This is a genomic window from Acinetobacter sp. PW68 (assembly GCF_020982655.1).
GTDB lineage: Bacteria > Pseudomonadota > Gammaproteobacteria > Pseudomonadales > Moraxellaceae > Acinetobacter > Acinetobacter towneri_A.
In genome coordinates, this window is record NZ_JAHZSX010000001.1 from 2,364,563 (window position 1) to 2,383,432 (window position 18,870).

19 protein-coding genes are annotated in these 18,870 nt (G+C 42.7%); 17 read left to right on the forward strand and 2 right to left on the reverse strand.

Features of this window, described 5'->3' with window-relative positions; all coding sequences use genetic code 11:
• The first annotated feature begins 158 nt into the window (after positions 1 to 158).
• From K1T76_RS11200 to K1T76_RS11230, 7 genes are all read left to right on the forward strand, one after another.
• Positions 159 to 2,393, forward strand: a complete 2,235-nt coding sequence (locus K1T76_RS11200) for a catecholate siderophore receptor Fiu (RefSeq protein WP_230245393.1) — start codon at positions 159 to 161, stop codon at positions 2,391 to 2,393.
• A 159-nt stretch (positions 2,394 to 2,552) separates the two neighbouring features.
• A complete protein-coding gene (locus tag K1T76_RS11205; RefSeq protein WP_230245394.1) occupies positions 2,553 to 3,236 on the forward strand; it encodes a Fe2+-dependent dioxygenase in 684 nt (227 codons plus the stop codon).
• Complete coding sequence (locus tag K1T76_RS11210) at positions 3,233 to 4,342, forward strand: alpha-hydroxy acid oxidase (RefSeq protein WP_230245395.1); 1,110 nt, start codon at positions 3,233 to 3,235, stop codon at positions 4,340 to 4,342. Before K1T76_RS11205 ends, K1T76_RS11210 begins: the two co-directional genes overlap by 4 nt.
• A gap of 224 nt (positions 4,343 to 4,566) precedes the next feature.
• Entirely contained in the window at positions 4,567 to 6,264 is a 1,698-nt protein-coding gene (leuA, locus tag K1T76_RS11215) for a 2-isopropylmalate synthase (RefSeq protein WP_019836831.1), read from the forward strand.
• A gap of 93 nt (positions 6,265 to 6,357) precedes the next feature.
• Positions 6,358 to 7,518: a homoserine O-succinyltransferase MetX gene (gene metX / locus K1T76_RS11220; protein ID WP_019836832.1), complete on the forward strand. Its 1,161-nt coding sequence runs from the start codon at positions 6,358 to 6,360 to the stop codon at positions 7,516 to 7,518.
• Entirely contained in the window at positions 7,518 to 8,111 is a 594-nt protein-coding gene (gene metW, locus K1T76_RS11225; RefSeq protein WP_230245396.1) for a methionine biosynthesis protein MetW, read from the forward strand. Before metX ends, metW begins: the two co-directional genes overlap by 1 nt.
• Positions 8,108 to 8,698 (forward strand): tetratricopeptide repeat protein, encoded by a 591-nt coding sequence (locus tag K1T76_RS11230; RefSeq protein WP_230245397.1) that lies wholly within the window; start codon positions 8,108 to 8,110, stop codon positions 8,696 to 8,698. Before metW ends, K1T76_RS11230 begins: the two co-directional genes overlap by 4 nt.
• A gap of 49 nt (positions 8,699 to 8,747) precedes the next feature.
• On the opposite strand, the gene K1T76_RS11235 is transcribed toward K1T76_RS11230, so the two are convergent.
• A complete protein-coding gene (locus K1T76_RS11235) occupies positions 8,748 to 8,993 on the reverse strand; it encodes a cytoplasmic protein (protein ID WP_230245398.1) in 246 nt (81 codons plus the stop codon).
• Positions 8,994 to 9,123: 130 nt separating this feature from the next.
• Between K1T76_RS11235 and rdgB the strand changes: the two genes are divergently transcribed.
• From rdgB to K1T76_RS11260, 5 genes are all read left to right on the forward strand, one after another.
• Positions 9,124 to 9,750, forward strand: coding sequence for an RdgB/HAM1 family non-canonical purine NTP pyrophosphatase (gene rdgB, locus K1T76_RS11240; RefSeq protein WP_004974822.1), 627 nt, complete (start codon positions 9,124 to 9,126; stop codon positions 9,748 to 9,750).
• Positions 9,751 to 9,919: 169 nt separating this feature from the next.
• Complete coding sequence (gene tatA, locus K1T76_RS11245) at positions 9,920 to 10,144, forward strand: Sec-independent protein translocase subunit TatA (protein WP_004974820.1); 225 nt, start codon at positions 9,920 to 9,922, stop codon at positions 10,142 to 10,144.
• 18 nt (positions 10,145 to 10,162) lie between these two features.
• Positions 10,163 to 10,633, forward strand: coding sequence for a Sec-independent protein translocase protein TatB (tatB, locus tag K1T76_RS11250; protein WP_167846331.1), 471 nt, complete (start codon positions 10,163 to 10,165; stop codon positions 10,631 to 10,633).
• A complete protein-coding gene (gene tatC / locus K1T76_RS11255) occupies positions 10,630 to 11,415 on the forward strand; it encodes a twin-arginine translocase subunit TatC (protein WP_230245399.1) in 786 nt (261 codons plus the stop codon). Before tatB ends, tatC begins: the two co-directional genes overlap by 4 nt.
• A gap of 172 nt (positions 11,416 to 11,587) precedes the next feature.
• Positions 11,588 to 13,903, forward strand: a complete 2,316-nt coding sequence (locus K1T76_RS11260) for a PhoX family protein (protein WP_131260576.1) — start codon at positions 11,588 to 11,590, stop codon at positions 13,901 to 13,903.
• 40 nt (positions 13,904 to 13,943) lie between these two features.
• Here the strand turns inward: K1T76_RS11260 and K1T76_RS11265 are convergent, their stop codons facing one another.
• Entirely contained in the window at positions 13,944 to 14,726 is a 783-nt protein-coding gene (locus K1T76_RS11265) for an NRDE family protein (RefSeq protein WP_230245400.1), read from the reverse strand.
• Positions 14,727 to 14,819: 93 nt separating this feature from the next.
• Between K1T76_RS11265 and lgt the strand changes: the two genes are divergently transcribed.
• The 5 genes from lgt to K1T76_RS11290 all read left to right on the forward strand — a co-directional run bounded on the left by lgt (position 14,820) and on the right by K1T76_RS11290 (position 18,795).
• Entirely contained in the window at positions 14,820 to 15,629 is an 810-nt protein-coding gene (gene lgt / locus K1T76_RS11270; protein WP_070153278.1) for a prolipoprotein diacylglyceryl transferase, read from the forward strand.
• Positions 15,630 to 15,740: 111 nt separating this feature from the next.
• Positions 15,741 to 16,124 carry an AzlD domain-containing protein gene (locus tag K1T76_RS11275; protein WP_070153281.1) on the forward strand — a complete coding sequence of 128 codons (384 nt, stop codon included), beginning with the start codon at positions 15,741 to 15,743 and terminating at the stop codon, positions 16,122 to 16,124.
• Positions 16,125 to 16,222: 98 nt separating this feature from the next.
• Positions 16,223 to 17,065, forward strand: coding sequence for a thymidylate synthase (gene thyA / locus K1T76_RS11280; RefSeq protein ID WP_004974795.1), 843 nt, complete (start codon positions 16,223 to 16,225; stop codon positions 17,063 to 17,065).
• A gap of 91 nt (positions 17,066 to 17,156) precedes the next feature.
• Positions 17,157 to 17,669, forward strand: coding sequence for a dihydrofolate reductase (locus K1T76_RS11285; RefSeq protein WP_230245401.1), 513 nt, complete (start codon positions 17,157 to 17,159; stop codon positions 17,667 to 17,669).
• A 70-nt stretch (positions 17,670 to 17,739) separates the two neighbouring features.
• On the forward strand, positions 17,740 to 18,795 hold the full coding sequence (locus K1T76_RS11290; protein WP_230245402.1) for an Lnb N-terminal periplasmic domain-containing protein: 1,056 nt from the start codon (positions 17,740 to 17,742) through the stop codon (positions 18,793 to 18,795).
• Positions 18,796 to 18,870 lie beyond the last annotated feature (75 nt).

Genomic DNA, 18,870 nt, shown 5'->3' on the forward strand with positions numbered 1-18,870 from the left:
ACTGCTCACACATTGAGATTGATAATGATTCTCAATACAATTAGCAACACTTGTTATAGACGTCATAACAATAACTTCACACTTTATTCACATTTTGAGCTTGAACCAACGAATAAAGCATGCCCTCGTGTTGGTTCATACTTAGGGAAATCGCATAAATGGCACAGATCAAAAGTCGCAAACACAACCGCTCTGCGCAACTGATGGCTTTAGCCGCCTCTCTTCCACTACTTGCTCATGCAGCAAACCCTGAAGATGACGTCACCCAGCTTCCCACTATTACGGTTAAATCTGAAGCTGAAAGCAAATACAAGGCTGATAACTTAAGTTCCGCAAAATACACTCAGCCGTTGTTAGATACCCCACAAACAATTTCTGTGATTAAAAAAGAAATGCTACAAGAACAAGGCGCAACGTCCTTAGTTGAAGCCTTACGCAATACACCAGGCATTACTCTACAATTGGGAGAAAATGGCAATACTAGTGCTGGCGATGCCTTTCAAATGCGTGGTTTTTCCACCCAAACCTCGACCTATGTTGATGGTGTCCGAGATTTAGGCGCAATCAGCCGTGATGTATTTAACATTGATCAAATTGAAGTTGTCAAAGGCCCATCGGGTTCAGAAGCGGGTCGTGGTGCAGCATCGGGTTATATCAATTTGGTCAGCAAATTACCGCAAAGTGAAAGCAGTCAGGAAATTTCTGCAACTTACAACACAGCACAACATACAAGACTTTCTGCAGATATTAACCAGGCCATCAATCCAAATACCGCCTTTCGCCTGAATGTGATGGGGCAAGAAGGCGGCATAGAAGGACGCGACTATATTGAAAACAATAGTTATGCCATCGCCCCTTCTATTGCCTTTGGATTAAACACTGCCACACGCCTTTATTTATATTCTCAACACATCAGACAACGCAATATTCCAGATGGTGGCATTCCAACTGTGGGCATGCAAGGCTTTTACAATACCGATTCACTGTTAGCCACTGCGCCTAAGGTCAATCGGGAAAATTTTTATGGTCATGTCAATGACTATGAAGATGTTAATGCTGATATGTTCACCGCGAAAATTGAAAGTGATTTAACCGATCAACTCCAACTGACCAATATCACCCGTGTAGCGAAAACCCACATGAATCGGGTTTTAACAGGCATCAATACAGGTGCAAATGGTCTTCGAACCAATGGTTCATCAAACCCTGCCGAATGGGAAGTGAACCGCTCCCGCCAAGGCGTCGATCAAGAAAATAAAATTCTGGCCAATCAAAGCACTTTAAACTGGAGTGTCAAAACGGGCGCAGTACAGCATGATGTTGTTGCAGGCATGGAGTTTTTAAAAGAACAGCAATCTAGCAAACTCATGGCAACCCAGATGCCTGGCGAAGCCACTGCCAATACACCGTGGGCCAATCTTTATCGTCCAGACCGAAATCAAGCCATGCCGCCACTAATTTACAATGGTGGTTATACCGATGGTGAAACGCAAACGGCAGCCGCATATTTATTTGATACTCTAAAATTTGGGGAGCGTTTTCAACTGAATGGTGGCGTACGGGTCGATTATTATGAAACAGATTATCAAGGGCTTACTCTGCCACGTGGGGGAAATGCTTTGGTGGCCACAGATCTGAGCACCCACGATACGCTGTTTAGCTGGAAACTTGGCGCTGTGTATAAGCCTACATTAAATAGCAGCATTTACGCTGCGTATGCAAAATCGCTGACTCCGCCCGGCAGCGCCAACTTTAGCCTGTCTGAATCGGGCAATGACGCAATCAATGCCAAGCCTCAAGAAACCCATCACTATGAATTAGGCAGTAAATGGGAGTTACTCCAAGGGAAACTGGCTTTAGCTGCTGCAGCATATCGTACAGAAAATGAAAATCAATCGACTATAGATCCAATTTCTCAGCTTGCTGTACAAGAGGGTAAAAAACGGGTCGATGGCATTGAGTTGAGTGCCGTCGGTCAAATGACCGAAAACTGGAATTTGTCTGCAGGCGTTGCGCACATGAAAGTGAAACAACTGAATCAACGTTCATCGAGTGCCACAACCTTATCGGAACGTTGGTCGCCAGAGTGGACTGCAAGTTTATGGTCGACCTATGACTTGGCGGGCTTTAAATTAGGTTTGGGCGCGCGTTATGTCGATGAACAAAAACGTGTTGTGACTGATAGCAATGCACCAGCCAACATGCCAAATATTCCAGGCTATGTCGTGTTTGATGCATTGGCAGGCTACAACTTCAACAATAATGCCTCGTTAAATTTAAACCTTTATAACCTTGCCGATAAAGAATACATCAGCACGCTAAACAATGGTGGTGGTCGCGTCGTGCTTGGGCAGCCACGCTCGGCAGCAATCAGCTTAAACTACAAGTTCTAAGTTATAGCAAATCTGTAGTAACCCGCTTAAAACAGGCTACGGATTTAGATTCGAGCGATAGATTATTTTTCATACCATCTATTGCTCGTACTTTGCATGCCGAACAACGCTGTAGAATGTTCGGCTGTTTGAATTCAAACTTTTTCAGGAAGAATCGGTATGATGCTTCACATTCCAAAAGTGCTCAGCAAAGTGCAAGTCCAACAAATTCGTGCTGAATTGGACACCGCAGATGCATGGCAAAATGGTCAACTCAGTGCAGGGGCTCAAGCACAGAAAATTAAACAGAATTTGCAGTTTGACCTGCAACATCCGAGCTATGCAACACTGTCACAAGACATCCTCAGCGCACTGAAACAGCAGACTTTATTACAGTCGTTCGCGCTCCCTTTGCATATCCTCCAGCCGATGTTCAATTGTTATCAAAACACAGCAACCTATGGCAATCATGTTGATAATGCCGTGCAATATTGCGCACAGGTACAACGTCCGATTCGCACGGATGTGTCCATGACCCTTTTTTTAAGTGAGCCTGAAGAATATCAGGGCGGTGTACTGATTATTGAAGACAATTACGGTAGTCATGAAGTCAAACTCAGTGCAGGTGATGTCATCGTGTACCCTGCTACTAGTTTACATCGGGTCGAACCTGTTACAGCAGGTCAAAGAATTGCAGCGTTTACATGGTGTCAAAGTATGGTAAAAGATGACTGGCAACGCAGTATGCTGTTCAATTTAGATATGACTATTTTGCAATTGCGTCAACAACTTGGAGATACAGCAGAAGTATTGGCACTGACTGCACATTATCACAATCTGATTCGTCAATGGAGTCAGTTATGAATAGCCTCCCCTTGGCAGCTTTGAATCACATTCCGCCACACTTACACACCATTGCCGACTATCAAAAACAGGCACAATTACACTTAGATGCAGCCACTTGGGCCAATTTAGAAGGCGCTGCGGGTGATGAGTATAGTCTAAAAAACAATCTACGTGCGTTTGCCGATATTCAATTACTGCCCCGCCATTTAAATTCTTTTTCAGGGGCAAATACGCAAATTCAGCTCTTTGGTGAACACTATCCCCACCCAATTTTTTTAGCTCCCGTGGCTTATCAACAGCTATTTCATCCGCAGGGGGAAATTGCCACAGCACAAGCAGCTTCCGCTATGCAAGCGCCCATGATTCTCAGCCATTTAAGCACCACCTCAATGAGCGCACTGAATCAGGTTTCAGCCGCAGCAAAATGGTTTCAACTGTATTGGCAAGGCAGTCGTAAAGCCGCTTTGGATTTGATTTTTCAAGCTCAATATCATGCTTTTCAAGCGATTGTACTCACGGTTGATGCACCACACATGGGCATTCGGGATCGTGAACGTCGCGCTTATTTTCAATTACCTGCACATATTCGGGCAGTATATCAAACACCTGTAAACACCTCTCATCTCAAGGAAAATCAGCATCCTCTTTTTGATGGATTGATGCAGCAGGCTGCTATATGGGAAGATATTGTGTGGTTGTTACAACACAGCCCACTGCCTATTTTGCTCAAAGGTATTCAACATCCTGCCGATGCGCAGCAGGCGTATCAGTACGGCGTACACGGTATTATTGTGTCTAATCATGGTGGTCGAATCTTAGATACCGCAGTCAGCCCAATTCAAATTTTAGGCACGATGCGAAAAATTTTACCGCAAGATTTCCCCATTTTATTGGACAGTGGTATTCGTCGTGGCACAGATATTTTTAAAGCACTGGCCTTGGGAGCAAATGCAGTTTTGGTCGGTCGTCCGTATATTTATGGCTTGGCAGTTGCAGGCGCGCTAGGGGCAGCGCATACTATCAAGTTGTTAAAAGAAGAATTTGAAGTCACAATGGCACTTATGGGAACAAACTGCATCCAACAAATCAACAGCAGTTATATTTATCACCAAAACAGCCAATAGCAGAAAAATATTTCACAACACATGCCGTATATGTAAAAAACAGGGAATTATTACCCTTGCCGATCGAATAACATACAGATATTGGTTTACAAGTGCCATGATTCTACTTTTAGCGATAGCCTCCTGAAAACAGCTTGTAAATTGATAGAATAGACACAATCTATATTTATAGTAAGTTGCCGTTATCCACGCGAAGCAACCGCTACTATTCAAGGAGTTTTCACATGATGTTGGCAGATCCAAGCAAAAAATACCGTCGTATGTACCAACGTGTCGACTTACCAGACCGCCAATGGCCAAATAACGAAATTACCAAAGCGCCAATTTGGATGAGTACCGACCTACGTGACGGTAACCAAGCGATCTTTGAGCCAATGAACATCGAACAAAAATTCAAAATGTTCCAAATGCTTGTGAAAATTGGTTTTAAACACATCGAAATTGGTTTCCCATCGGCATCTCAAGTTGACTTCGATTTCACGCGTAAATTGATTGAAGAAGGTCATATTCCAGATGACGTGTATATTGAAGTCTTGGTACAAGCGCGTGACCATTTAATCGCACGTACTTTTGAATCTTTACAAGGTGCTAAACGTGCGATTGTGCATATTTATAATGCCAACTCGCCAACCTTCCGCAACAAAGTCTTGAATGTTGATGTTGCGGGTGCCAAACAATTGGCGATCAATGCAGCTAGCAAAGTCAAAGAATACGCAGCGAAGCAACCTGAAACAGAATGGGTATTCCAGTACAGCCCAGAATGTTTTACTGCAACTGAATTGGAAGTGGCTAAAGACGTTTGTGATGCCGTGACTGAAATTTGGGAAGCATCGCCAACCAATAAAGTCATTTTAAACTTGCCTGCAACGGTAGAAGTGTCTACACCAAACGTGTATGCCGACCAAGTGGAATGGATGCACCGCAACATTGCGCGTCGTGATGGCGTGATCATTTCAGTACACTGTCACAATGACCGTGGTTGTGGTATTGCCGCATCAGAATTGGCAATTATGGCAGGTGCAGACCGTGTTGAAGGTTGTGTATTTGGTAATGGTGAACGTACGGGTAACGTAGACGTTGCTGCAATTGCCTTGAACATGTACACCCAAGGTGTTGCACCAGAGTTGGATTTCTCCAACATCAACGAAATTATTGCTACAGTTGAAGAATGTACAGGATTGCCAGTGCATCCACGTCATCCGTATGCAGGTGATTTGGTGTTTACAGCATTCTCTGGTTCACACCAAGACGCGATTAAGAAAGGTTTTGAATTCCAGAAAAACGAAGAAATTTGGGATATGCCTTACTTGCCAATCGACCCGAAAGACTTAGGTCGTGACTATGATGCGGTGATTCGTGTCAACTCACAATCGGGTAAAGGCGGGATTGCTTACTTGTTAGAATCGAACTACAACGTGACTTTACCACGTCGTTTACAAATCGAATTCTCACAAATTGTGCAACAACGTACCGATGAGCAAGGCACTGAAATTAGCGCAAGCGAAATCTGGAACTTGTTTAAAGACACTTACGTTGCAGTAAAAGATGCGCACTATGCGACGAAAAACTACAAGTTGTCTGATGAAAATGGCAATCAGGTCATTGAGTTAGATGTGGTCGTGAACGGTGAAACGCAACGCTTACGCGGTGAAGGCAATGGCCCAATTTCAGCAATTTTGAATGCACTTCAATTACCAATTGATGTTTTGAATTATGAAGAACGCAGCATTAGCTCTGGCGCACATGCAAAAGCGTTGGCATTGATTGAGTTGCAAGTCAAAGGTACAGGTAAATCTGCCTTTGGCGCAGGGGTACATGACAACATCGTGACCTCATCTATTGATGCAATTATTGCCTGCACCAACCGCTTGATTGAACAAGGTGTGTTAAGCACAGATCAAGTGGTTGCAGCAGCAGTATAATCTTGCGCTAACATGTAAAAGCATTTTGAAAAGGATACCCCAAGTGGTATCCTTTTATTTATTCATCCTCAGGATTTAAGGCGAATTATTCCCGTGTCTTTTCCAGCTGACTCAGTAGGCATTGTTGTTCCAAAAAAATTCCAATTTGAAGAACCTTTAGAACTCGAATGTGGTCGTGTTCTGCCCCGCTTTGAACTCATGGTCGAAACTTATGGCACACTCAATGCCGATAAATCCAATGCGATTCTAATCTGTCACGCACTATCAGGGCATCATCACGCTGCAGGTTATCATCATGCCGACGATAAAAAAGCAGGCTGGTGGGATGCCTGTATTGGCCCAGGAAAAGCCATTGATACCAACCACTTTTTTGTGGTGGCCTTAAACAATATTGGTGGCTGCAACGGCTCTACGGGGCCCACATCACCCAACCCTGAAAATGACAACCGTCCCTATGGCCCTGACTTCCCTTTAGTGACGGTGCGAGATTGGGTCAAAACCCAAGCCATGCTGTCTGACCGTTTAGGCATTGAGGTTTGGTATTCAATTATTGGCGGCTCTTTAGGTGGCATGCAGGCTTTGCAATGGTCGGTTGATTATCCTGATCGTCTGAAAAAATGCGTCATTATTGCCAGTGCACCAAAACTCTCCGCACAAAATATTGCTTTTAACGAAGTCGCGCGTCAGTCGATTTTATCTGACCCAGATTTTCATCATGGGCGTTATTTGGAACATGACAGCTATCCAAAACGTGGATTGATTTTGGCGCGCATGGTTGGACACATCACTTATTTGTCTGAAGAAGCCATGAAACAGAAATTTGGTCGTGACTTAAAATCTGGCAAGTTTATGTATGGCTTTGATGTCGAGTTTCAGGTCGAAAGCTATTTACGCTATCAGGGCGAACAATTTAGCCGTAATTTTGATGCCAATACCTATTTAATTATGACCAAGGCACTGGATTATTTTGATCCTGCACGTGAATACGAACAATCCTTACAAAAAGCCATGGCGAATACAAAATGCAAGTTTTTAGTGGTGTCTTTTACCACCGACTGGCGTTTTAGCCCTGAGCGTTCGCAGGAAATTGTGGATGCGTTAATTAGCAATCATAAGCCGGTGAGCTATTTAGATATTGATGCCGAACAAGGACACGACTCGTTTTTGTTCCCAATTCCACTGTACGTGAAAGCCATGCGTGCATTCTTGGGTGGAACAGAACATCTTCAAGCAACCCCACAGGAGGCCGTGTAATGCGTCTTGATCAGCAACTTGCCGAAAAGTGGATTAAACCCAATTCTAAAGTACTCGATTTGGGTTGTGGCGATGGTGAACTGTTGGCACACATGAGCAAACAGCATAATATTCGTGCATACGGATTAGAAATTGATCAAGAAAAGATTGCAATTGCGATCAGTCGCGGGTTAAATATCATCCAACAAGACTTGAATTTGGGGCTTGGCCGCTTTGCCGATCAGTCTTTCGACTATGTGGTCATGGCACAAGCCTTGCAAGCAGTAGATGCACCTGACGTATTATTAAGAGATATGGTACGTGTGGCTAAACAGGCAATTATTACCTTTCCAAACTTTGCGCATTGGAAGACTCGCTCTTTTCTTGCCTTAAAAGGAAAAATGCCTGTTTCAGATGCATTACCTTATATGTGGTACAACACCCCAAATATTCATTTATGTACGTTTCGTGATTTTGAGGCACTTTGTGCCGAAAATAATATTCGCATCATTAACCGACTTGCCGTGAATGGGAATCAACAAGATAGTTTACTCAGTAAGCATCTGCCTAATTTGTTTGGTGAAGTCGCAATTTATCGAGTGAGCGCTCTATGAAAAAACTATTATTAAGCACCACGCTATTGGTTGGACTGTTGAACATTCAAGCCCATGCAGATTATGTTTCACCGTCATCTTCTGTAGCAAGCCAAGCAGCTCAATATTCAACTATGGATATTAATGGCTTGATTAAAGCAGCCAAAGCAGGTCAAGCAGGGGCACAATTTTACTTAGCGACAAAATATCAACAAGGTAAAGACGTTCAACAAGACAGCCGTCAAGCGTTTGCTTGGTACAAAGCGGCTGCAGATCAAGGTTTATCTGCTGCGCAACTTAATGTAGGTCGTATGTTGGCGGATGGTATTGGCACGAAAAAAGACGAAGTCTTGGCACGTCAATATTTTGAAAAGGCGGCTAGCCGTGGTGATAACCGTGCCAGCTTTAACCTTGCCATGATGGAAGAACAAAAGAAAAACTATATGGGCGCGTATCAGTGGTATGAGTTATCTACCCGTGATGGCATGCTCGACAATAAAGTGATTTCTTTGTCTGAAGGCAAGAAAACAGCTTTGGCAGCCAACTTAACTCAAGAACAAATTCGTCAAGCACGTGACCGCGCTGACAAATGGATTCAAGCACAATAAATTTAATCGCGCTTAAATTAACTTCATGCACCTTCGGGTGCTTTTTGTCTTATCCGAAATAAACCGCTTGCATGGCCTGTAGCAATTCAGGGCTGAATTCTTCTACTGCAGCAGAACCCAATACCGCATCTATACCACAATGCGGACACATTGCGGTTTGCTCATCATCACACCAATCTTCAATTTCGCTATAAGTAAAAATTTGCAGACAGTAAAAACAGCCACAACGCTTACTTTGCTGCAGTAATGCACGGTGCTGACTCGTATAACGGTAGATCTCTGAAATTTTGCTCATCATGATTCCCCTACTTTTTGAAACCTAAATATTATTAGCATGTATAAAAACAAATCTATGCGAGATTAAACTTTTAAGTCTGAAAAATCCGTTAAAATATCCAATATTATTTTGAATTAAGATCTGAATTATGGCTGCAACTGATTGGCGCGCTCAAGGTACTTTGGTTTTAGCAAGCAATAACAAGGGAAAAATTGCAGAATTTGAAACCCTGTTTGCGCAATTAGACTTGCCTGTGCAAGTGATTCCGCAAGGTCAATTGAATATTGAAGATGCGGTTGAAGATGGTTTGAGTTTTGTTGAAAATGCCATTTTAAAAGCGCGCCATGCCGCGAAAATTTCAGGAAAGCCCGCGATTGCCGATGATTCTGGTTTGTGTGTGCCTATTTTAGGCGGCGCACCAGGAATTTACTCTGCACGTTTTGCAGGTGAACATGGCAATGATGCAGCTAATAATGAAAAACTTCTGAATAAACTCAAACCACTACGTCAAGACGGCGCAGCAATTGAAGGTATGTTTGTTTGTGTTTTGGCTTTGGTTGAACATGCCGATGATCCATTACCACAAATTTTCCAAGGTATTTGGAAAGGCGAGATTTTAGCAGAAGCTCGTGGTGAAAATGGTTTTGGCTATGACCCGCTCTTTTGGTTGCCTGAATTGGGAGTGTCGAGCGCAGAAATGTCGAAAGCAGAAAAGAATAAAATCAGTCACCGTGGTCAGGCGATGCAACTGTTTAAAGCAAGTTTACAAGCTTAGATTTAACAGATGTGATTGATCTTACAGCCCGTTTTCAAACACGGGCTGTTTTATTTTCAAGCTTTACAAATCAGGTCAAACATCCCTTGTCGTCAAATCGCAACACATTCGTCACCGCATTGTCATACAGACCTGTTGAGATAGGCTCAACTATTGAGAGGTCTAAATCATGGCAGGATTATCTATTTGGCACGTGCTGATTTTTGCAATTGTGGTCATTTTATTATTTGGTACATCTAAGCTTAAAAACTTAGGTAAAGATGTAGGTGGCGCGGTCAAAGATTTTAAAAAATCAATAAAAGATGATGAGGCAGAAGCGGCGCAACTGAAAGAACCTCGTACGATTGAACATCAAGCCAATAGCAGTGATGTAAATTCGACTGTAAAGCATTAAGGCTGAGGGTTTGAGATTATGCTCAATATTGGAATGACGGAACTGCTGATTTTCGGCATCATTGCATTATTGGTGCTGGGTCCTGAAAAACTCCCTGAAGCAGCGCGTTTTGTCGGCAAGTGGTACGCTAAAATTAAACGTATGGTCAGTAATGTTCAAAATGACATTGACCGCGAATTGCGTTTATCTGAATTACGCGAGCAAATGCAGCAAGAAATGGCGCGTATTCAGGAACTTGAAGCAAAGATGCAAGCACAAATGCATGAAATGCAGCAAGAAAAAATATTTGAAGATATAACTGCAAAAAGCACACATTCCCCGCATGCCGTATCAAAAAATACCTTACAACAGCATCATTACACCTTGGTTTTAAATACTGAAAAAACCTCTGCGGTGTTACTCCCTAAAACTAAAATGACATCACATTCAAATTTATCTGCGCTACAACATACTACAGCGCCCTATACTGAAATGAAGGTTGCAGTATGAGTCAATCAAACGCTTCTGAGCTTTCACACTTGCCTTTGAAGGCAGAGCAAGCCGCATTAGAAGAAATGCCAATTACCAAGCACTTGATGGTGCTGCGTAATCATCTTTTTAAAATTGTAGGGCTTATTCTTGCCTTATTCTTCTGTTTATTGCCCTTTGCCAATAAAACTTATCAAGTATTGTCGGAACCATTACGTGCACAGTTGCCACATACATCAACCATGATTGCGACTGATGTTACCGCAACCTTTATGGCGCCGTTTAAACTAAACTTTTTTGTCGCGCTGTTCATTGCGATGCCATTTATTTTGTATCAGATTTGGGCATTCGTAAAACCAGCGTTATATGAAAAAGAAAAAAGTTTGGCGCTGCCTTTGCTGATCGGCAGTATTTGCTTGTTCTATATCGGAATTAGCTTTGCTTACTTTGTCGCCTTGCCATCCATTCTGCACTTTTTCATTAGCGTTTCCCCTGAAACAGTCGCCCCGATGACCGACATTAATAGCTATCTTACGTTTTGTTTGAAGCTGTTTTTGGTTTTTGGTTTTACCTTTGAGATTCCAATTGTCACACTTTTGCTAATTATGATTGGTGTCGTGTCTACGCAAACTTTGGTTGAAAAACGTCGCTTTATTATTGTTGGCTGTTTTTTTGTGGCCATGTTTGTCACACCGCCAGACGCTTTATCGATGATCATGCTTGCCATTCCGATGTGGATGCTGTTTGAAATTGGTTTGTTTTTTGGCAAATTAATTGAGAAGCGCCGAGTCAGTCACAGCTAATCTAAAATATTGAATTTTAAAAAGAAGCACATGGTTGCTTCTTTTTTTGTGCGTGTAGATCACAACTGAACGGATTTAATCAGTTTGACACATAAGCTTAACCCGCATGTCATGTTTAGCCACTAATTTACATATAACTTTCAAACGACTAAGCAATTTGCTAGGAAAAAAAATGACTGATTTTATGCCTTACAATGAAGATCAAGAGTTAGATAATAACACTTCAGACAATACGCACTTTCGTGACATTCTAGAACAACGCATGAGCCGTCGCAGTTTAATTAAAAAAACTGCAAGCGGTGCAGCAGCTTTAGCTTTAGCTTCTTCTTTATCTGCATGTAGTGATGATGATGAAGATACAAATGTAACACCACCAACAAGTAAAGAAGAACCCAATACCAAGCCTGAAACATTAACATTTAAAGCTGTAGATAAAAATTTAAATGATATTGTTACTGTTCCTGAAGGTTACCAAGCAACTGTATTATATGCTTTAGGTGACTCGATCAATCCTTCTTATAGCAATTGGAATGCAGATGCAGATGTTCCATCTGGCCCAAGTTTCCAATTCCGCTCTGGTGACTGTCACGATGGCATGAGCTATTTTGGCTTAAGTACTAAAACTGGTCGTTATGATGAAAATGCATCAGATCATGGCTTATTGGTTTTGAACCACGAATATATCAACCAAACCTTCTTACATCCAAAAGGCGCAACTAAAAAGGATGGACGTCGCCCAGAAGATGAAGTGATTCGTGAAGTAAATGCACACGGTGTTTCAGTCGTTCATATTAAGAAAAATGCTGAAACTCAAGCTGTAGAGATTGTGAAGTCATCACCATTTAACCGTCGTATTACAGCTTCGACTGTCATGGATTTTGCAGGGCCTGTAGCTGGTTCTCCATTACTGCACACAGCATTCTCTCCCGCTGGTCGTCAAACTCGAGGCACACAAAATAACTGTGGTAATGGTTATACACCATGGGGCACTTATTTAACTGCTGAAGAAAATTTTATTGGTTATTTCCAACGCTCAGGTACAGACCAATACTCAGCCCGTAGTGAAGCTGAAAAAATAGCACTTAAACGCTATGGCTTAGGCTTAGAGATCTCTTATCAAACTGAAAAAAATGCAGACGGTAGTGTTAAACGTGATGCGAAAAACAACATCATTTATATTTTAGATGCTGATGGTAAAAAAATTCCAGAACGCGATGAGCAAGATCGCATCGTGTATTTGAATAAATCTTCACGCTATGGTTGGGAAACAGCAGAAGCTGGTTTTGAATCTCAAGACATGTATGATCGTTGGGCTGCTAACGTAACCAAAGAGTCTGCAACTCAAGACTATCGTAATGCGCCAAATACATTTGGCTGGATTGTAGAAATTGATCCATTCGATAGCCGCTCAAACCCAGTAAAACGTACTGCATTAGGTCGTTTTGCTCACGAAGACTGTCGCGCCAGCCGCGCAATTGAAGGGCAAAAATTTGCATTCTATATGGGCGATGACTCGCGCGGTGAGTACATCTACAAATTTGTATCAGATGCAACATGGGATCCTAAAGATGTGAATGGTGGTTATCGAGCTGGCGACAAATATATGAATTCAGGGAAATTCTATGTCGCTAAATTTAATGCATCAGGCACAGGAGAGTGGATTGAACTGGCTTATGGTAAAAATGGCTTAACCGAAACAAACGCTATTTACCCATTTAGCTCACAAGCGGATGTCCTTACTTTTGCTCGTCTTGCAGCAGATGCTGTAGGAGCTACAAAAATGGATCGTCCAGAATGGGTTGCTGTAAACCCTGAAAATGGTGAAGTGTACGTGACTTTAACCAATAACTCGAACCGTGGTTCAAGCTATGCAACAGATCCTGCAAACCCACGTAACTACACCGATCCTGAAGGTGGTAAAGGTAACGTCAATGGTCATATTATCCGCTTTAAAGAAGAGAATACTGCAGCAACATCATTTGAATGGGATATCTATCTATTTGGTGCTGAAGCAAGTATGGATCCGACAATTAACCTTTCTAATTTAAGCGATGCAAACGACTTCTCAAGTCCAGATGGTATGTGGTTTGACCCACGTGGTGTTCTTTGGATTCAAACAGATGATGGCGCATATACAGATGTTACAAACTGTATGATGTTAGCAGCACTACCTGGTCAAGTTGGTGATGGCGGTGTTGTAAAAACTGTTGGTGATCAAAGTACAATTGCTGGTGCTCAAGTCACCGATAAAAACTTACGTCGCTTCCTTGTTGGGCCAAAAGAATGTGAAATTACAGGTGTAACCATGACACCTGACTACAAAGCAATCTTTATTAACGTTCAGCACCCAGGTGAAGATTCAAAGAGTTTTGATGCGCCAAGCAGCCATTGGCCTGCAACACAAACTGACATGAACAATAAAACTGCACGTCCTCGTTCAGCAACGGTTGTCATCACCCGTAAAGACGGCAAAGCAATTGCTGGATAACATCCATAAATTAAAAATGCCGACATCACGTCGGCATTTTTTATGCCTCAATCTTCAACTGTTGCTGCACAATATCTCCCTTTTGCTCACCATATTGTGTTTTTTCCAGCCATGTAAATTGCTGCGCCTGCATACGTAAAAAATTGGAACAACGTGTACCGTAAAGTGGACTTTGAATAAAAGTCGATGACAACAACGCTTCCATCTCCAATGAAATCCCTGTTTGAGGTAACAATTCAGATGCAACTTTGCGTTCATCTTGCAAAATATCCCACGCCGCAGCATTTAGCTCTGCCGTTGCAAGATCAGGCAATTGCAGCATCGGTAAAAACTCCTGCGTAAAGCGTTTGCGTAAGCGTGCAGTTTTCTCCCAAGGGTCACTCATCAATCCATTCGACACCACATAAACGCCTTTAGCTAAAACCTGCGGCGCTTCTCCACGGTTACTCATGTACACCGCTTGAGTGGTGTCACCCACAAATAAATTAAAACCTGCATATTCACATTGCTGTTTTTCTAAGGCTTGCGCAAAACGGATAGGCGTTTGCTCAGATTCTAAAAAAGCCTGAATAATATGCCCACGTGAAGTTGGATATTCACGAACATCATTCGCATCACGATAATTGGTAATCACAGCCCAGCGTCCCGATGGGGTAATGCCCATCCACGTACCGCCCGATTCTAAATCTTGCCCTGCAACAATTGGACTATCAGACCATGCTGCCAGTGCTGCTGTCGGACGCCGATAGAACTCATCTCGATTTGAAATCAAACACAGTGGTGTGTCTGTCAAGACCTGCCAAGCCAATGCCACAATACACATAATTTAAACTCTTGATCTTTACACATTGAATGTACAACATTTTTCATCACATTCAGCTAAAATCTGTGCAAAACAGAATCACAAGGAACAGGAATGCTCACCTATCCAAATATTGACCCCGTTGCTATTTCGCTCGGGCCTTTACAAGTCCATTGGTATGGCTTGATGTATTTACTGGCATTTTTATTTGCATGGGGTTTGGCAACTTACCGTGCCAAACAACGTGGCTGGACACCAGACATGGTTTCCGACCTGATCTTTTACGGCGCTTTGGGCGTGGTGATTGGTGGACGTGTCGGTTATGTGTTTTTCTACGGCTTTGAACAATTTTTGGAAAATCCACTGTGGTTATTCCAAGTCTGGACAGGCGGCATGAGTTTCCATGGCGGCTTTCTGGGCGTGATTTTAGCCATGCTGTTCTGGTGTAAAAAATACAAAATGACGTGGTTTCAAACTTTGGATTTTATTGCCCCATGTGTACCTACAGGTCTGATGTTTGGTCGTATTGGTAATTTTATTGGTGGTGAGTTATATGGTCGCCCTGTGACCGATCCTGACTTTGCCTTGGGGATGATTTTCCCGACCGATCCTTTGCAATTGGTACGGCATCCATCTCAGTTGTATCAAGCCTTATGCGAAGGTTTAATTCTATTTATTGTACTGTGGTGGTTTAGCTCCAAGCCACGTCCACGCATGGCAGTGTCTGCCCTGTTCCTGATTGGTTATGGTTTGGCACGCTTTGTTGTCGAATTTTTCCGCGAACCCGATCATGGTCAGCTCTTTATTGCATGGATGAGTAAGGGGCAATTCCTGAGCTTGCCAATGATTTTGGTCGGTATCTGGATGATGTGGCATGCCTATCAAAAGAAAATTTATGATTGGGGTCCGCAGAAAAACAGCTAAGCTACTACCCATTTAAATGCAGGTTTCATCCATTCAGGCGAAGTCAATCTTCGCCTTTTTTATGCTACAGTGCTATCTATTACTTACACTTTTCAGACATCAATCTCTCACATGCTTGAATTTTGGTTTAACCCACAGATTACCATCACAAAGAAAATTGCCCTGCTGCTGGTGATCATGCTGGTCACTGCAGCGGTATACTTCTTAGAACCCTTAAAGCTCGATGCGATTTTAATGTTTCTGGCCACAGGTATTGTTTTTTTAATTTGTCGTTACTGCAAAATTCATTTTACTGCACAACATCCCACAGGTTGGTTGGCACGACTATTGACTTGGATTCCACTGGCGTTGTTACTCGCAATAATTTTCATGCAGATTCAACACGGTGAAATTTTACTGTCGGGCGCTCAAGGCATTGGCTTTACCGCTTTGGCTATTTGCCTGTTTTCACCACTGTCATTGCTGCATCAACATCACACTTCCGACACACAATAAAGTCACAACTTTAAAAACTCTGCTATTATTCTTTGTGATTTACTGGGCATCGAATCGCCCAACCAAAAATATTCACTTTTGCTTGACCAGAGAACGCTATGCGCCAGTATTTAGACCTACTCCAACATATTCTTGACCATGGTGGCGACAAAGGTGACCGTACCGGAACAGGCACACGTTCAGTGTTTGGGCACCAAATGCGTTTTAACCTTGCACAAGGTTTTCCACTGCTGACTACCAAAAAAGTACATTTCCGTTCTATCGTAATTGAGCTGTTATGGTTTTTAAAAGGCGATACTAACGTCAAATATCTACAAGAACATAAAGTCAGTATTTGGGATGAATGGTCTACCGCAGAACAAACCGCGCGCTTTGGTCGTCCTGAAGGTGAACTTGGCCCAGTGTACGGACATCAATGGCGTAATTTTGGTGCAACACAAAAAGCCGATGGTCTGTATGAGCAAGATGGTTTTGATCAAATTGCATGGTTAATCAATGAAATTAAAACCAATCCAAATTCACGTCGTTTAATCGTGTCAGGCTGGAACCCGAAAGAAGCAGGTCAAGTTGCTTTACCGCCTTGCCATACTTTATTCCAGTTTTTTGTGCACAACGGCAAACTCTCATGCCAGCTATATCAACGCAGTGCCGATGTGTTTTTAGGCGTGCCTTTTAATATTGCCAGCTATGCTTTACTAACCCACATGATCGCGCAAGTCTGTGATTTAGAAGTCGGAGATTTTGTCTGGACAGGTGGCGATACGCATTTATATGCCAACCACTTTGAACAGGCACAGTTACAGCTAAGCCGTGAACCACTGGCGTTATGTCAGTTAAAACTCAATCCTGAAATCAAAGATATTTTCGATTTTAAATTTGAAGATATTGAAATTGTAGGCTATGAGTCACATCCTGCAATTAAAGCACCTGTCGCTGTTTAATTGCCTGTTGCTAGATTTATCATCTCAACATTTAAATTGCCCCAACGTCCCCAAAACATGCTTGGCAGACTAAGAAAATACGAGCCTAATTATGTCATTTCAAAATTTAGAAGTTGTACACGTAGTCGCTATGGATCAACAACGCTGCATTGGTCAGGGTAACCAATTGCCGTGGCATATTTCGACAGACTTAAAACACTTCAAAGAAATCACCCAAGGTGGCGTGGTGATTATGGGACGCAAAACCTTGGAGTCGATGGGACGCACCCTGCCTAAACGTGTCAATTGGGTGATTACCCGCGACCCAAACTGGGCATTTGAAGGCACAAAAGTGGCGCATAGCATTGAAGATGCCTTGCAACAAGCCGTTGCCGATGTTCAAGCCTCAGAAAAACCAAACACTTTATTTATTATTGGTGGTGGTGAAATTTTTAGCCAAACTATGCCGATTGCTGACCGTTTGGAACTGACACATATTGAACTAGATGTTCAGGGAGATGCGCATTATCCTGCCATTCCTGCCGAGTTTAAAAAAGTGGCCTCAGAACAGCATGTCGATGAAAAATCAGGGATTGCCTTTGAGTTTGCCCGCTATCAAAAATAATGCTGACAGCCTTGGCAATATTTGATTATGATGACTTAAACGGAATTTAACTTTGCCTCAGGAATGGCGGATGCTGCATTTCATATTCAGTTTAGGTGTCGTTCTTTCTTCTATTTGGCTCAGTATGGCCTTGTGGATTCATCAGCCTTTGGGTTGGTTAATGAGCCGTGTGCTGATTGGGACTTGGCTAGCCTTCACCCTCAGCATTTTGGGCATTTATATCACTCAGCATTTGCTCAGTCGCAATCAGGATATTTTGGTTTATCTTTTGGGTTTTACCTTGGGGCTGTTTTGGTATTTTGGGATGGATGCCAAGCAAGACCGTGACTGGAACCCTGAAGTAGCCCGTATGCTGCATTATGAACAAGTACAAGATCAGGTCACGCTGCACAATGTCCGCAATTTTGACTGGCATGCCGATGGTCGCTATACCGAACGTTGGGAAACCCGCCAATTTAACCTGAAACAGATTACGGGGGTGAATATCATCACCTCTTACTGGATGGGGCCTAAAATTGCGCATACCTTAGTCAGTTTTGACTTTGCCGATCAAGCGCCACTCACCTTTTCCATTGAAATTCGCAAAGAAAAACACGAAGAGTTTTCTGCGATTGGTGGCTTCTTTCGGCAATATGAACTCAGCCTTGTCGCTGCCGATGAAAAAGATATCATCTACACCCGCAGCAATATTCGGGGTGAGCAAGTTTATTTTTTCCCGATCCAGCTCAATCCACAAGAAGCACAAGCACTGTTTCAGGAATATCTGCATAAAGCCGATGCTTTAGCCGCCAAAGCGCGTTGGTATAATACGTTGACCAGTAATTGCACCACATTGTTGTTTGATATGATTCAGTCAGTATCACAAAAACGCTTCCCTGCAGACTATCGCCTGTTGGCTTCGGGTTATTTACCCAATTATTTATATGATTTGCATGCGCTGGATCATCGTTGGGATATGCAAACTTGGTATCAACGCGCCCACATTAACCCACGTGTGGAAAACTTAAAAAATATCCACAGTCAGGACTTTTCCAGACTTATTCGACAAGGGGTACAGCTCGATTCCTCAGCAAAAATCAGCACGCCTTACTCGCACCCAACCTACCAAAACAAAGTGCTGCCTTGACCTATTTTGGTCATTTTGTCCAGATACAATTCATTCAAATAGCAAACTACACCCATTCTTGAAAAAGTTGCAGCA